The organism is Idiomarina sp. ST20R2A10 (assembly GCF_051842345.1).
Taxonomy (GTDB): domain Bacteria; phylum Pseudomonadota; class Gammaproteobacteria; order Enterobacterales; family Alteromonadaceae; genus Idiomarina; species Idiomarina loihiensis.
In genome coordinates this window covers 424,612-437,589 of the sequence record NZ_JBNIEY010000001.1, presented here as the reverse complement: position 1 = coordinate 437,589, position 12,978 = coordinate 424,612, and the positions used below count along the sequence as shown (strand labels likewise).

The 12,978-nt window shown below is 43.6% G+C and carries 15 protein-coding genes and 1 tRNA gene; 10 read left to right on the top strand and 6 right to left on the bottom strand.

Going from position 1 to position 12,978, the window contains the following annotated elements:
- Nucleotides 1-28: 28 nt before the first annotated feature.
- From ACP7H9_RS02140 to ACP7H9_RS02125, 4 genes are all read left to right on the top strand, one after another.
- Nucleotides 29-619: a TetR/AcrR family transcriptional regulator gene (locus ACP7H9_RS02140; protein ID WP_016341287.1), complete on the top strand. Its 591-nt coding sequence runs from the start codon at nucleotides 29-31 to the stop codon at nucleotides 617-619.
- Between the two features lie 20 nt (nucleotides 620-639).
- Nucleotides 640-1,377, top strand: coding sequence for an SDR family oxidoreductase (locus tag ACP7H9_RS02135; protein WP_011233943.1), 738 nt, complete (start codon nucleotides 640-642; stop codon nucleotides 1,375-1,377).
- A gap of 6 nt (nucleotides 1,378-1,383) precedes the next feature.
- Nucleotides 1,384-2,367 carry an LLM class flavin-dependent oxidoreductase gene (locus ACP7H9_RS02130; protein ID WP_110014007.1) on the top strand — a complete coding sequence of 328 codons (984 nt, stop codon included), beginning with the start codon at nucleotides 1,384-1,386 and terminating at the stop codon, nucleotides 2,365-2,367.
- 84 nt (nucleotides 2,368-2,451) lie between these two features.
- A complete protein-coding gene (locus ACP7H9_RS02125) occupies nucleotides 2,452-2,835 on the top strand; it encodes a glutathione S-transferase N-terminal domain-containing protein (RefSeq protein ID WP_011233941.1) in 384 nt (127 codons plus the stop codon).
- Here the strand turns inward: ACP7H9_RS02125 and ACP7H9_RS02120 are convergent.
- Nucleotides 2,832-3,674: a TIGR02285 family protein gene (locus ACP7H9_RS02120; RefSeq protein ID WP_110014006.1), complete on the bottom strand. Its 843-nt coding sequence runs from the start codon at nucleotides 3,672-3,674 to the stop codon at nucleotides 2,832-2,834. The two genes, ACP7H9_RS02125 and ACP7H9_RS02120, sit on opposite strands and share 4 nt — an antisense overlap.
- A 115-nt stretch (nucleotides 3,675-3,789) precedes the next feature.
- Here ACP7H9_RS02120 and ACP7H9_RS02115 point away from each other — a divergent pair, with 115 nt between their 5' ends.
- From ACP7H9_RS02115 to ACP7H9_RS02100, 4 genes are all read left to right on the top strand, one after another.
- Nucleotides 3,790-4,290 carry an alpha/beta hydrolase gene (locus tag ACP7H9_RS02115; protein ID WP_439222139.1) on the top strand — a complete coding sequence of 167 codons (501 nt, stop codon included), beginning with the start codon at nucleotides 3,790-3,792 and terminating at the stop codon, nucleotides 4,288-4,290.
- A gap of 3 nt (nucleotides 4,291-4,293) precedes the next feature.
- Nucleotides 4,294-4,698 (top strand): HIT domain-containing protein, encoded by a 405-nt coding sequence (locus tag ACP7H9_RS02110; RefSeq protein WP_439222138.1) that lies wholly within the window; start codon nucleotides 4,294-4,296, stop codon nucleotides 4,696-4,698.
- A 68-nt stretch (nucleotides 4,699-4,766) separates the two neighbouring features.
- Nucleotides 4,767-5,822: a Fic family protein gene (locus ACP7H9_RS02105; protein WP_439222137.1), complete on the top strand. Its 1,056-nt coding sequence runs from the start codon at nucleotides 4,767-4,769 to the stop codon at nucleotides 5,820-5,822.
- A 190-nt stretch (nucleotides 5,823-6,012) separates the two neighbouring features.
- Nucleotides 6,013-6,393: an integrase arm-type DNA-binding domain-containing protein gene (locus ACP7H9_RS02100; RefSeq protein WP_439222136.1), complete on the top strand. Its 381-nt coding sequence runs from the start codon at nucleotides 6,013-6,015 to the stop codon at nucleotides 6,391-6,393.
- 69 nt (nucleotides 6,394-6,462) lie between these two features.
- Here the strand turns inward: ACP7H9_RS02100 and ACP7H9_RS02095 are convergent, their stop codons facing one another.
- The 4 genes from ACP7H9_RS02095 to ACP7H9_RS02080 form a co-directional block, all read right to left on the bottom strand.
- Nucleotides 6,463-7,008 (bottom strand): hypothetical protein, encoded by a 546-nt coding sequence (locus ACP7H9_RS02095; RefSeq protein WP_439222135.1) that lies wholly within the window; start codon nucleotides 7,006-7,008, stop codon nucleotides 6,463-6,465.
- A 163-nt stretch (nucleotides 7,009-7,171) separates the two neighbouring features.
- Nucleotides 7,172-8,629, bottom strand: a complete 1,458-nt coding sequence (locus ACP7H9_RS02090) for a hypothetical protein (RefSeq protein WP_439222134.1) — start codon at nucleotides 8,627-8,629, stop codon at nucleotides 7,172-7,174.
- A gap of 595 nt (nucleotides 8,630-9,224) precedes the next feature.
- Nucleotides 9,225-9,301, bottom strand: a tRNA-Pro gene (locus tag ACP7H9_RS02085).
- 86 nt (nucleotides 9,302-9,387) lie between these two features.
- Nucleotides 9,388-11,022 carry a DUF3413 domain-containing protein gene (locus tag ACP7H9_RS02080; protein WP_439222133.1) on the bottom strand — a complete coding sequence of 545 codons (1,635 nt, stop codon included), beginning with the start codon at nucleotides 11,020-11,022 and terminating at the stop codon, nucleotides 9,388-9,390.
- Nucleotides 11,023-11,089: 67 nt separating this feature from the next.
- Between ACP7H9_RS02080 and yejK the strand changes: the two genes are divergently transcribed.
- Complete coding sequence (gene yejK / locus ACP7H9_RS02075) at nucleotides 11,090-12,133, top strand: nucleoid-associated protein YejK (RefSeq protein WP_439222132.1); 1,044 nt, start codon at nucleotides 11,090-11,092, stop codon at nucleotides 12,131-12,133.
- Between the two features lie 77 nt (nucleotides 12,134-12,210).
- Here yejK and cspD read toward each other — a convergent pair whose 3' ends face one another.
- Nucleotides 12,211-12,426 (bottom strand): cold shock domain-containing protein CspD, encoded by a 216-nt coding sequence (cspD, locus tag ACP7H9_RS02070; RefSeq protein ID WP_011233928.1) that lies wholly within the window; start codon nucleotides 12,424-12,426, stop codon nucleotides 12,211-12,213.
- A 217-nt stretch (nucleotides 12,427-12,643) separates the two neighbouring features.
- Between cspD and clpS the strand changes: the two genes are divergently transcribed.
- Nucleotides 12,644-12,952: an ATP-dependent Clp protease adapter ClpS gene (clpS, locus tag ACP7H9_RS02065; RefSeq protein ID WP_011233927.1), complete on the top strand. Its 309-nt coding sequence runs from the start codon at nucleotides 12,644-12,646 to the stop codon at nucleotides 12,950-12,952.
- Nucleotides 12,953-12,978: the final 26 nt, after the last annotated feature.

Genomic DNA, 12,978 nt, shown 5'->3' with positions numbered 1-12,978 from the left:
TCTAGACGACTGGTCTAATATAGATCGCATGACTAAGAATGACACACGACAAAACATCATAACAATCGGTGCTGACCTGATATCCATACATGGGTTCGGCAGCACCGGTTTGAATAAAATTCTGAGCGAGGCGCAGGTGCCCAAGGGCTCCTTTTATCATTACTTCAAAAGTAAGAATGATTTTGGCCTGGCTGTTATCGAAACCTACGCCGAGGATTATGAAGCACGCATGGACGAAACTCTGGCTAACGAGACGTTGGAGCCGGTTGATCGTTTGCGCAGCTATTTGCGTCGCTCGGTAGAGGACTTAAAGTCGTGTGATTTCTCCAAAGGCTGTCTGATAGGCAACCTGGGTCAGGAAATGGCATCTCAGAGTGACTTATTTCGCGAACGGTTAGATGACATTTTTTCTGACTGGGAGCAGCGTATTGCTCGGTGTTTAAAAGCTGCACAAGACGCACAGCAAATTCAGCAGTGCATTGACACCGAACAGATGGGAGCCTTCATTCTTTCGGGTTGGCAGGGAGCATTACTGCGAGCCAAAGTTCAGCGTTCTATGCTGCCGCTACTGCGTTTTGAAGAGATGATATTAAAGCAGTTAGGGGCAGTTGACCAATAGCACTAACCGGAGGTAAAGCTATGTCAGAAGTACAAGATAAAGTTGTAATTATTACGGGCGCAAGCAGCGGCTTAGGAGAAGAGACTGCTCGTATGCTTGCAGCAAAAGGCGCAAAACTGATGTTAGCGGCGCGTCGCGAAGATCGCCTAAAAGAATTGACTGAGTCAATTAAGAAAGACGGTGGTCAGGCAGCTTACCGTGTGGTTGATGTAACCGACAAAGCCGCGGTTCAAAAACTGGCTGATGACACCAAAGCAGAATTTGGTCGCATTGATGTTTTAATTAATAACGCCGGACTTATGCCACTGGCCCCGCTCGATGCGCTGAAAGTGGACGAATGGGACACCATGATTGATGTGAACATTAAAGGTGTTCTATATGGCGTAGCTGCTGTATTACCGGTTATGCGTGAACAGCATGTGGGTCATATCATCAACCTGTCATCGGTTGCAGGTCAGAAAGTCTTTGCCGGCGGAACGGTGTATTGCGCAACCAAGTTTGCGGTAAAAGCCATTTCCGAAGGCATTCGTCAGGAATCTAATGGTGAAATTCGCGCGACCAATATTTCACCGGGCGCTGTAGCAACAGAACTGACTGACCACATTAGTGACAAAGACGCGAAAGAAATGGCTGACAGTTTGTATTCAGACGCTATTGATTCTGCGGCTATTGCCCGTGCCATTACGTTTGCTATTGAGCAACCTCAGCAAGTTGACGTGAATGAAATGATCATTCGCCCAACCAAGCAAGAGCTGTAATTTGTTATGAAATATTCAGTTCTTGATTTAGCGCCTATTACCGAAGGTGGGTCTGTGGCTGAATCATTGCATAATTCTGCTGATTTAGCCCAGCATGCAGAGCGGTGGGGTTACCACCGCTTCTGGATGGCTGAGCACCACAATATGACCGGAATTGCCTCGGCCGCAACCGCTGTTGCCTTAGGTTATGTTGCCGGCAAAACCGATAAAATTCGGGTAGGTTCAGGTGGTGTCATGTTGCCTAACCATGCGCCTTTTGTGGTGGCTGAGCAGTTTGGTACGTTGGATGCCCTGTACCCCGGACGTATTGATATTGGTTTGGGTCGAGCGCCGGGAACAGACGGCCGAACCCTACGGGCATTGAGACGTAAACCCGACGACGCCGAGCAGTTTCCTAACGATGTTCAGGAGCTTTTAGGTTACCTGGAAGAAGCGCAGGAAAGTGATGCGATTAAAGCTGTGCCCGGGTTTGGACAGAAAATTCCGGTGTGGTTGCTCGGCTCAAGCACTTTTGGCGCCCAGCTTGCAGCGCATTTAGGTCTGCCTTATGCCTTTGCATCGCATTTTGCACCAGACTATTTGCAGCATGCATTAAAAGCGTATCGCGAGAACTTTCGTCCGTCGCGTTACCTCAGCAAACCTTATGTTGCTGCGGCAATGAACGTTTTTGCGGCAGACAGCGAAACCGATGCGCGAAAAATGATGAGCTCAATGCAACAACAGTTTATTGCGTTGCGTCGTGGTACACCCGGGCCTTTAAAAGCACCGGTGGATGACATAAGAACGGTTGCCGCGCCTCATGAACTGGCCGGGGCGAATCATGCATTAACCTATACGGCGGTTGGCACTAAGGATTCAGTTCAACGGCATATTAATCAGTTTATTGATGATACCGGTATAGATGAAGTTATTCTTACCTGCCATGCCTTTGATCATCAGGCTCGTTTAAGGTCGTTAGAAATTGCCGCGGAAGCTTTAAACGGAAAGTGAAAAGCGTTTAGTTAAAAGACTGACGCTTTACCTTAAACACGTTAGAATAGCGGCATCTTTAACAGGCAGTCTGGTTGTATTTCTATGAGAATTATCATTCGTTACTTTTTTCGTACTCTACGGCTTATTTTAACGCCTATTGTTTTACTGGTCGAAAAATTGACCACGCCAAAAGGCCAGAGCCGCAGTGATGAGGCTCAACAACAGGTAGATGAAGCCTGCAAGTCGCTGGCTCTTTATCAATTTGCCGCTTGCCCTTTTTGCGTCAAGGTACGTAAGGAAATTGCCCGCCTTAATTTGAATATAGAGTTAAGAGATGCGAAAAATAATGAGCAGCACAGACAAGAGCTGTTAGATGGCGGCGGCAGAGTTAAAGTGCCGTGTTTGCGCATTGAGCAGGACGATAAAGTACAGTGGATGTATGAGTCCGATGACATTAACCAGTATTTACAACAGCGCTTTGCTTAATCAACCATTGGGCGACTAGTTCCTAACCACTGATCCAGGCTTTTTTGAAAGTCCGGATCAGCTTTAAGTTCATTGATGACTTCATTAAGGTGTCGCACAGCTTTACGTCCCCATTCATTATTACTGCAACCAACCGCGCCCTCAATAACCACACCCTCGTACTCTTCAATAGGCAAAAACACCAGTCCGCTGTTTTTAAATTCTGTTTCGTTGTAGTAAGTCATAATCATTTCATAATCGATAGTGTAATCAATACGCTCGTTGACTATCATAGTCAGCAAGTTGATGTGGGCATTGTCGCCGCTGATAAAACTGAAATTATCTGAATCGATAAGGTGCTCTTCCAGTAGCGGCTGCAGGCGGCCGTATCGGCGTTCAGCCGGTTGCGCAAAGCGTAAATTTGAGTCCTGAACCAGGCTGGAAAAATCTACTGGCTGGCCATACTTTCCAATGATTCTGGCCGCGGTGTCAGCACGGGTGATGATACCGTGTGGTTGATACCGGTGAGTTGTGTCGGTGTAATTAAACTCGGAATTGTAACTTGCTCCTTTAATCAGGCAGGGAAAGCAGAGGTTCTTGTTCTTTTTCATAAGCATGGTAATACGGCGGGAGGGAAGCTTTCTGACCTTGTGCGACAGTTCCGGTAGCTGGCGCTGAAAGCTGCTGACTAAAGCATCGCAAAAGCCTTGTTCTTCGTATTTACCATCAAATATATGAAACGGCGGGGAGGAGTTTACTCCCCAGATAATGTCTTCGTGCTCGGCAAGGCTGCTTGAGCTAAACAGAGCCACTATAGATAATACGGTGTACAGCGCAACAAGTTGCTTGTTAAAGGTCATAGTAACCGCCTTTCTTTATAATGAACGTTTTGACTATCATGATAAAAGCTTACATTGTTACTTAATTGTTATTTCTGATAGTTTTATCTAAGCACAAAATATAGGTAATTGCTAAATGCAGGTTATTTTTAATCACGGAAAAGAGAGCGGCCCCTGGGGCAGCAAAATTAAAGTTTTAGCAAAAACCGCTGAAGCTTTGGGGTTTAGCGTAACCAGTGTCGATTATCAGGGTATTGATGATCCTGATCAGCGCGTGGAAAAACTCACAACATATATTGAAGCACTAACGGAAAATTTCTTACTGGTCGGTTCCAGCATGGGCGGTTACGTGGCAACGGTAGCTGCAGCTAAAACAAAGAGCCGGGGGCTGTTCTTAATGGCTCCGGCCTTTTACTTAGGTGGTCAGGCAAATTTTGATGAACTGACACCGCCTTGTGAGACTCAAATTGTTCATGGCTGGAACGACGATATTGTTCCTGTTGAGAACAGTTGGCGTTATGCGGAAAGAACCAGGGCAGAGTTACACCTGGTGAATGATGACCACCGTTTAATTGACAGCTTGCCGCAAACTAATGCACTGTTTAAACGGTTTCTTGAAACGTTATTAAAAGGGTAGGTTATGGAATATACATTAGCTCCGGAATTAGCCAGAGACAGTTATCATTTAACCGATTGGCCGCTATGCGAAGTCAGAGTCATGAATGACAGGCAATTTCCGTGGTTTTTGTTGGTTCCTAAAGTGGCAGACGTGCGCGAATCCATAGACCTTTCTGAAGACGATCAACTGCAGTTGTTAAAAGAAAGCCGATTTCTATGCCACTGGCTAAAGGCTGAATACCAACCCGATAAACTTAATGTCGCTGCTTTAGGAAATCAGGTTCCGCAGTTGCATGTTCATCATATAGCGCGGTTTCAAACTGACGCTGCCTGGCCTGCTCCAGTCTGGGGGAAACAACCTATGCTTCTGCTGGAAGAAAGTGAAGTGGCAAGGCTGCAATCGGTATTCGCTGATATTACAGTGTAAGTGTTTTAGACTGAGTGTGTGCGTTAACAAAATAACGGAGAGTAACCCCCAGAGGTTACTAATAACAAATGGCAGCAGATTATTTGATTACCAGTAAATGCGTGAATTTAGTGGCGCAAATAAGCACCGACTTTGGCCGTTGGTTAGCATTACTTGAATCCGATAAAAGCAATTTAGAAGATTTTAAGTCTCAACAATTGCCAATTAAAGCTCATGCGTCGGTAGGCCTGGATGAGCAGTCACAACCGCTGGAGGGTATTCGTCTAGATGAAGCCTATAAAAAATTGTCTGAGTGGAATTTACATTCGGAGTCAGATCTTAAAAACGCTCACCAGATGATTTGCGCCGCAGTAACCCCCAGTGCCGGAAGCTATCGCGCAACGGGAATGGGCGTTTACCGCAACAACAAACTGGTTCATATGACCGCTCCGGCGGGGCAGGCCGGTAAGTCGGTAAGAAGTTTATTGTCCTGGTTAGACGAAAGCAACGAACACCCTTTAATTAAAGCGGCTATTTTCTTACAGCAGTTCGAATTTATTCAGCCGTTTTCTGTTGCCAACGGTTGTGTTGGAAGACTCTGGTTTAGCCTTATTTTAGCTAAATGGCATCCGGCAGTTGCCTGGTTAAGCTTTGAGCAAATCTTTAAATTCAATAAAGACGAATATCTTGATTGCTTGCGACGCTCAATTAGTGAAAATGACAGAGGTCTTATGGTTGAGTTTATTCTGGATTGTTTGCAACAGAGTATTTCAACCACAGTAAAAGAAGAAAAAGACAAAGCAGAGGTGCTGGAAGAAGCGAATATTTCGCATGATTTTTCCAGTGAAATGGCATCGAGTTCGGTAAAAAGTTCGCTGTTAGGTTCGGATAACGGTTCGGGTAAAGGTCGATATTCGGGCACGAGCACACGAAACATGGTACTTAGGCTATTAAATGAGCAACCCGAATGGAGTGCCGCCAGAGTCGCTGAAGTGTTGAATATTTCGTCGCGCGCGGTAGAAAAACACATTTCTAAATTGAAAGAACAAGGGGTATTAATTCGAAAAGGTTCTGCCAGAGGAGGTTACTGGCGAGTGGCAACTGAAATGGGAGAGCAACTTAGCTTACCAGAATGGAACCAGTGAATGCTTTATTGAGTGTCACTAGAAGAATTGGTCGGCGTGAGAGGATTTGAACCTTCGACCCCCCATGACAAACCCAAGCAAATTTAGCATTAATTTTTTTGCGATGTCGGTTAGTGAGGGGACATGCCCCATAACGAGCGGACAGAGATTGCGTTGCTACATACATGAAACATTTGCTTGGGAGACGGTTATGAACTTGCAACATAAAGAAGAGGCCGGAAGTAGAAGTCGCAGTTTGAGTTTCGGTAAGGACTCGCGTTCAATTACAAAGAAGCTCACAAAGACACTTCTGAACAACGTTGAAGATGGAGTTTATAGAATAAACGATCCGGAGATTAAGGGTCTGCATGTCCGTTTAGGAAAGGCGAATAACGCCTGTGTCCGTTCAAAAGTCTTATATCTTTTTTATCGAACTCGCACTAAGCCTGTTCGAACAGCTAACTTCCGAATTGGTAACCTCCACGAGGTTGATATAGATACTGCTCGAAATATAGCGCTTGAATGCAAGGCAAAAATAAGAGATGGACTAGATATTCAAATGGAGCGCAAGAAGCAGGGCTCCTCACCTTAGAGTAAGGCCTAGGTTTATTCTTTTAACGTTGAAGTGTAGTTTTAATATTATTTAACTCAATCTCTTCTGTTAATTTTTATCTTTATCTAGTTTTAGGAGTCCTGAGTAATCTAACTCTTTCTTCTTGGAAATGCCTGAACACTCTACATAGGCATAAACTTTATCAGCACCGAATTCTTCCACAATACCTTCCAGTGAGTCGGCTTTGAAAAAAGCAGAAGATTTAGAGTTTGGTTTTACTTCCCTATCGTCCACTAACGAACCTTCTCTAGAGTTTGTTCTGGATATACTTGTTATTTTACCATCGCTAAAGTTTGGTTGGACCTCGCTAGGGGCATCAATGCCATCAAGTATATCTAAGGGTAGAAACTTGCCAAAAGAGTCTACTAAACCAAGCTTTTCAACGTAGCAGCTAGATTGACCTTTATTTTTTACTGATAGCTTAATTACTCCCATTGGCTTCAAAGCATCACCGTTATCAGTCAAAGCCATTATCACGCATGCAGTATGCAACTCGATTTTAACTCTGTTTCGGTTATATGAGTAAGTGGAGAGAGCTGCGCCATACAATGCTATAGCAAGCATTATTACTTCCTTTATCGTAATAATCTCCATAGATCGAGCCCCTTAAATTGTTATATGGTTGTTTGATGGGTTTATCGCTTTTGTAAGAAGGTAAAGTGTTTTATAAATAGTAAGTAACTACAATAGCGCTTACCAGTTACTCCATAATCAATACTTATGATTAACACTCTCTGAGTGTTAGTTGTTGGATCCTCTACTTTGTAGACTTACCTGCAACCTTTAAACTCTCGATGGTTTCTTGAGCTGGAGAACCATCGCTGCGCGCATTATCAAGGGTTTCTGAAGAGTTACGAGAAATAGCCTTGATTGCGGCTGCTAATAGCTGCTTCATCATTGCGTCATCGTTATCATTGAGGTTATTTATTTGCATCTTAAAGCTTTGGTAAGACTTAGCGATAGCCTCTTTATGAGCATATTCTTGTTGTAGCCGGTGTGCTTCATTTCTTCTTTTAGACGAAAACATGGCTATCCAAATTAATGGTATATAAATAGGTAAACGGTTGATAAAGTTATTCGACAGCTCTGAAAAGCTTGTTGCATCAACCGTGAATAGAGCAACAGCAGCTATGAGTGCTATTGAGCCGAAGAATACCCATGTATATGTTTTGATTGGGCCAGAGAATTGGTTTTTTAACTCTTTGTAAGCCGTCGCCAATCCAGCAGTTGTAGCGCCAGGAATAAGGCTATTAATTTCAGAATTCAGCTCTTCATACCTTTTTTTCTGAACCGCCTCAAAATCAATTAGCTCTTTTTTCCTCAGTTCAAGCTCGCTTTTTAAACCGCCTTCTCGGTTGCCGTTTTCATCAGCAGAACCGAAAACCTCAGAATAATAATCATGAAACTGGGAGAGCCTATTTTTGGTGTCAGATAGAAGTTTTTCTATTTCCGTACTATCGTCAGTAGCTGCCTGTTTTGCTTCTTTAATTTCATAAGCAATAGACGGTTCGTCGTCATCCCCTTCAAGTAACTGAGCCTTAAATTCATTGATTTTCCGGCTTGACTCCTCAAGTTGAGTGACTAGCTCATCAACTTGCTTTTCTACGCTATCCGCTTCATCCGTATCAACCAGAAGACGTGTTCGAAAAGACTCTATCTCATATTCAATATCTCTAGAATTATGTAGAACGATTTGGCTTTCATCGAGTAGTTCATTGAGTTTACTGACTGTTTCCGCAGCATCACTGTCTCTTAACACTTTAATATCTTCTAACAGGCTATTCGCGGTATCATGAAAACTTGATAAGTGCTGTTTAATGGTTTTTGAATATTCTGTATAAGATCTCTTCGCAGACTTTGCTTGAGCGGACGCAGTTACCTGATAAGGACGAATGTAGGTTAAGAGATTATCAACGTGAGTATTCGCATTCCTGATATGACCTACATTTCGATCCGATTGATAATTCCTCAACCTTTGAAGGCAGTTTTGTGCTTGTCCATCAAAATTTGCCCAGGTTTGTTCTGGAGTGAGTTCTGGATCAATAGACTGTAGCAATTCATTGACATAAGTAACTGCTTTCTTAAATCTAGAGAGTTCTTGAACTTCCGTAGTTATAGAGGAGTCGTCAATTATCAGTGCATTTGATGCTTCTAGTATTTCTGCCCACTTTGCCTGAAATGGGTGATTTTCGAAGTTTTCAATCCATCTACTCATTTTTATTCCCTTAAACCTTTTAAAAGTAAAAATTCGCAAGCTAAGTAGCTTTTATAGAAAACTTGCAGCGTATTAGATTTAAAAAGGCTTGTTAAACCCCAAATGCCGTAAGTAACTCTAATCGTTATCCGAGTCTTTATCCCTTTTGGATACATACAATCACAAGCTCACACCAACCACTGCTAGTATCAGAGCACAAATGAATATTACGGAGCTGCCTATGAGTATGTTGGAACTATTTGCCAAGTGAATACCCTCTATTCCAACGAATTTAAACACCAATTTAGCTTAGTTTTGAGTCGAAGACCAGTGAGAGAAAAAGCAAAAGACAGATGCCTTATAAAGAGGGGGTATGATTTAAGTTCTGTATTCTTGAATATCTCTCTGAGAAACAGGGACCGGAGGGCATTTTTTAGTAATGAGAGTTAGTTCGGTTACCAGATGTTCGTATGATTAATTTCAATATTTAGCCCCAAAACAGGATGCTACACTATTGCTACATTTAGAGAAAAGGAACATTCCTACTGAAACATATCAGGCATAGAGGGGGGGGATTATAACGTGCTGATTTTGTAAGGGACTTTAAGAGAAGAATTGGTCGGCGTGAGAGGATTTGAACCTCCGACCCCTGACACCCCATGACAGTGCGCTACCAAGCTGCGCCACACGCCGACCGAGGACTGCTATGTTACTGGATTAAGCCGAATTAGCAAGTCTCAACACGCCCTCCGGTGCTCGACTGCTGCTATTTTCGACAATTACTCCTTGTTTTCAGTTTCGCTAAAGCGTTTTAAATCTTTCAGTGCGTCGATAAGCACCGGGACGGGCGGTTCGGCCTGTTTTTTCAGTTCAAAATCGTTGCTGCTGTATACGCTAAACTGACCACTATTATCTAAAATCGTAATCTCTTTCTGGTCGTAAATAACAATATAAGGACTGTAGGTTTCAACCAGCGGCCAACGACGCTTAGATGTCTGCAAGCTTTCGCCATTGGTGTAATTTTTATGAGAACCAGCGCAGGAGATACGATCTTCAAGCATGGTTGGAACCAAATCCATAAGTCCGGCTATAGGTTGGTCTGCCAACTGGTAATCTCGCTGCCAAAGGGGAACCTGCATGTTTTCAAGCGCAAACTGCTTGTTACCCAATAACTCTTCACTTTGCGCAGGAGACAAGGCCGTGAGAAGCAGTTGTTGGTCTCCGGTTTGCTGAAGCACTTTATCTAAAGTAGAAATATCGTCTTCAGCAATTAAAATGACATTAATTTGGTTTTGCGGATGAGCGCGAAACTCTGCCAGCTCCTGGCTTTGCCAGTCGGAATGAAACTGACTTAAACGCAGAGAGTCGTTCCAGTTTTCGCTGTGATACCAGCGCACATCAAAATTAAAGTCGTTAAGCGGCTTAAGGTAAGCGGGTTTAAGCTGCTGTCGCTCAATGGACTCCTGATAAAAGTCGGGCAAGCCATAAAGTACCTGAAATAATCCGCCGTCGCGGTTCGGATGAGCCAGTAGTTTAAGCTCCGGCCGCTCTAGTTGATGTTTGGCTGCCAGAGTTTCCAGTTCTTTCTGAATTTTGCTACTGCTACGTTCGAATAGAATCAGAGTTGTTGACTGCTGAGAGTCTATTTTAGAGCATAAAAGCGGGTGCTGGGGATACTTAAGTTTTATTTTATCGGTAGCCATCAGCATTTGTTGTCTGGCCTGGTAGCTTTCAACATCAATGACTCCGTGTTTAGCCATTAATGTTTTAGCCGTTGTAGGATAGGACAACGGGAACATATCGTCTTGTTGGGTAATAGGGTCGTACAACACCGCGTCAGCCCAAACATGAATACTGTGGCTAACGAAAAAGCATAAAAGGAAAATGGCTGTAACCGGGGCACCAATTTTCCGCTGTTGTAAGTCTTCCAGACGTTTCCACGCGAGGTTAGCCAACAGCAGCTGTATTCCGACAGTTAATAAGAAACCTAACAGAACACCGGAAATAATAACGAAACTGGCCCCTGTGAAAACCGCTTCTGCATCGCGGGTCATTTGCGCCATAGAATAGGTATTTAAATGATACCCGTACTGACGAAAGAACAGCGCATCGGCGATAAGCGCTATTAGACCGAATGAGGCTATCAGGGCGGCAAAGCCACGTAATATTTTGGAATAAGGTACTATCAGGCAAAACGGGAATATCAGAATTATGAAGAATACGAACGGCAGGAAGGCAAAGTGACCTATCCAGCTGACAAGCATGTAGAGATTACCGATAGCCGTGGAGGGCTTCGGGGCCGCTTCAATATACAAAAGTCCAATAAACAGGCACAGGACGATATTGGCAAAGGTAAACCAATGTCCCCAGCTTATTAATCGGGCAATTTTATCCCTACGTTGGTACTTTCCCATCGTTCGTCAGTCCCGTGTTACAATGGCATTATAGTAACACAGCAAAACAGCAAGGATAGTCCCCGTTATGCAATTGCGGATAGAAGAAAGCATTATTCACCAGTTTTATCAAAATGACGGACAAGTAGGGCTTCGGTTGGCTCCTTTGGCGTTAACGGAAGATGACCAGTTGCACGATTTGTTAGTCGAATTAACGGATGTGTATACCAGCAAACCGGCAAAAGGTTATGCGAGTTTTCTTAAAGATGAAGAAGAGGGCGAGCCCGGTCCTTTTCCTGAGCATTTAACCTCCTGGTATGACGGGCAGCTGGACTTTGTCGAGTTCAGCCAACAGTCTGCCAAACTATTGCTGGAACAACTGCAAAACTATAACTTGTTAGAAGCGGGCTTTTTGTTAGTCACACGCTACCAACACATTAGCACCGAGTATTTATTGGTATGCTTTTTACCCGTTAAAGAAGGGGTAACAATAAACCCTGAGCTGGCTGTTGACCGCTCGTCGCAGTTAGATATAACAAAAGTCCAATTGGCGGCTCGTATTGATTTAACCGAGTGGAAAACATCTCCGGAAAGTGAGCGGTACATTTCTTTTATTAAAGGACGCGCCGGTCGCAAGGTTTCAGATTTCTTCCTCGATTTTCTGGGGTGCACTGAGCGTTTAAACTCAAAAGCGCACACACAACAGTTAGTCGATTCGGTTCAAGAATATGCGAAACAGTCGGAACTGGAAACGGAACAACGCCAAGCTCTGAACAAAGCGGCTTATGAGTATTGTGACGACCAATGGAAGCAGGGCGACACGGTAAAAATCAAAGATCTATCAGAGCAATTTGCAGAGCAGTACCCGGTAGAAAAGAGCTTCGAGAGTTTCTCAAAGGATTTTGCTGAACAGAATTCACGCGAATTAGTCGATGACTTTCCGGCAGATAAGTCGACATTACGTAAGTTGGTTAAGTTTCAGGGACAAGGTGGAGGAGTCAGCGTTGGCTTTGATCACACAGCCCTGGGAGAGAGAGTGCACTATGACGCGGCGACGGATACATTAACAATTAATGGAACTCCGCCAAATTTACGTGATCAATTACGGCGTTATTTTGGTATAGATAGTTAGTTGAAGTGATTAAGTAAATTAAAACGCCGGACAAGCCGGCGTTTTGAAAGTACTTAAATTGTTTGGTTTAGCCGATGTTATTTATCGGCAGCGCCGGGAACAATGTTGTTGGCATGCAAGCCTTTGGGGCCTTCTTCGAGTTCAAACTCTACGGGTTGCCCCGCTTTAAGTGTGCGATAGCCTTCCATTTCAATGGTTGAATAGTGAGCGAAAATATCACCTTCGCGGTCCTCGCTTTCGATAAAGCCGAAGCCCTTCGAATTATTGAACCATTTGACTTTTCCGGTAGCCATACTTCTACATCCTTCTTCTGCAACAGATAGATAGTTTATTATTATTAGGTGCGGTGGCTTGAAAAATCGCCGATTTAGCACCATGTTTAACTCTAGGTGACGTGAGTGATTAGTCAAGCCCTAAAGTTCAAAAAATAACCTTGATTGTTAATATTTTGGTTGTTTTTTTATATTTTCTGGTAAATTTAAAACTATTATTATGGCAGGTTGTTAATAAATGAGTCAGTTTGATCACCAGCACCTTAGCGATACAGAGGAAAAGCAGGAGCTCAAGCCACCATCCATGTATAAGGTCATTATTAATAATGACGATTACACCCCTATGGATTTTGTGATTGAAGTATTGATGAGATTTTTTAAGATGGATCAGGAGCGCGCCACGGACACCATGTTACAGGTGCATTATAAAGGAAAGGCCGTTTGCGGTGTATATTCTGCGGAAATCGCCGAAACTAAAGTAGTACAGGTAAATCAGTATGCTCGGGAAAATCAGCATCCATTATTGTGTACCATGGAGCAAGAATGATCCGGGTTGGCTGGTAAGGAGTGGTC

What these genes read in the sequence shown, in the direction of transcription:
- ACP7H9_RS02140 (WP_016341287.1), top strand. Translation starts at nt 29, where the DNA reads ATGACTAAGAATGACACACGACAAAACATCATAACAATCGGTGCTGAC.
- ACP7H9_RS02135 (WP_011233943.1), top strand. Translation starts at nt 640, where the DNA reads ATGTCAGAAGTACAAGATAAAGTTGTAATTATTACGGGCGCAAGCAGC.
- ACP7H9_RS02130 (WP_110014007.1), top strand. Translation starts at nt 1,384, where the DNA reads ATGAAATATTCAGTTCTTGATTTAGCGCCTATTACCGAAGGTGGGTCT.
- ACP7H9_RS02125 (WP_011233941.1), top strand. Translation starts at nt 2,452, where the DNA reads ATGAGAATTATCATTCGTTACTTTTTTCGTACTCTACGGCTTATTTTA.
- ACP7H9_RS02120 (WP_110014006.1), bottom strand. Translation starts at nt 3,674, where the DNA reads ATGACCTTTAACAAGCAACTTGTTGCGCTGTACACCGTATTATCTATA.
- ACP7H9_RS02115 (WP_439222139.1), top strand. Translation starts at nt 3,790, where the DNA reads ATGCAGGTTATTTTTAATCACGGAAAAGAGAGCGGCCCCTGGGGCAGC.
- ACP7H9_RS02110 (WP_439222138.1), top strand. Translation starts at nt 4,294, where the DNA reads ATGGAATATACATTAGCTCCGGAATTAGCCAGAGACAGTTATCATTTA.
- ACP7H9_RS02105 (WP_439222137.1), top strand. Translation starts at nt 4,767, where the DNA reads ATGGCAGCAGATTATTTGATTACCAGTAAATGCGTGAATTTAGTGGCG.
- ACP7H9_RS02100 (WP_439222136.1), top strand. Translation starts at nt 6,013, where the DNA reads ATGAACTTGCAACATAAAGAAGAGGCCGGAAGTAGAAGTCGCAGTTTG.
- ACP7H9_RS02095 (WP_439222135.1), bottom strand. Translation starts at nt 7,008, where the DNA reads ATGGAGATTATTACGATAAAGGAAGTAATAATGCTTGCTATAGCATTG.
- ACP7H9_RS02090 (WP_439222134.1), bottom strand. Translation starts at nt 8,629, where the DNA reads ATGAGTAGATGGATTGAAAACTTCGAAAATCACCCATTTCAGGCAAAG.
- ACP7H9_RS02080 (WP_439222133.1), bottom strand. Translation starts at nt 11,022, where the DNA reads ATGGGAAAGTACCAACGTAGGGATAAAATTGCCCGATTAATAAGCTGG.
- yejK (WP_439222132.1), top strand. Translation starts at nt 11,090, where the DNA reads ATGCAATTGCGGATAGAAGAAAGCATTATTCACCAGTTTTATCAAAAT.
- cspD (WP_011233928.1), bottom strand. Translation starts at nt 12,426, where the DNA reads ATGGCTACCGGAAAAGTCAAATGGTTCAATAATTCGAAGGGCTTCGGC.
- clpS (WP_011233927.1), top strand. Translation starts at nt 12,644, where the DNA reads ATGAGTCAGTTTGATCACCAGCACCTTAGCGATACAGAGGAAAAGCAG.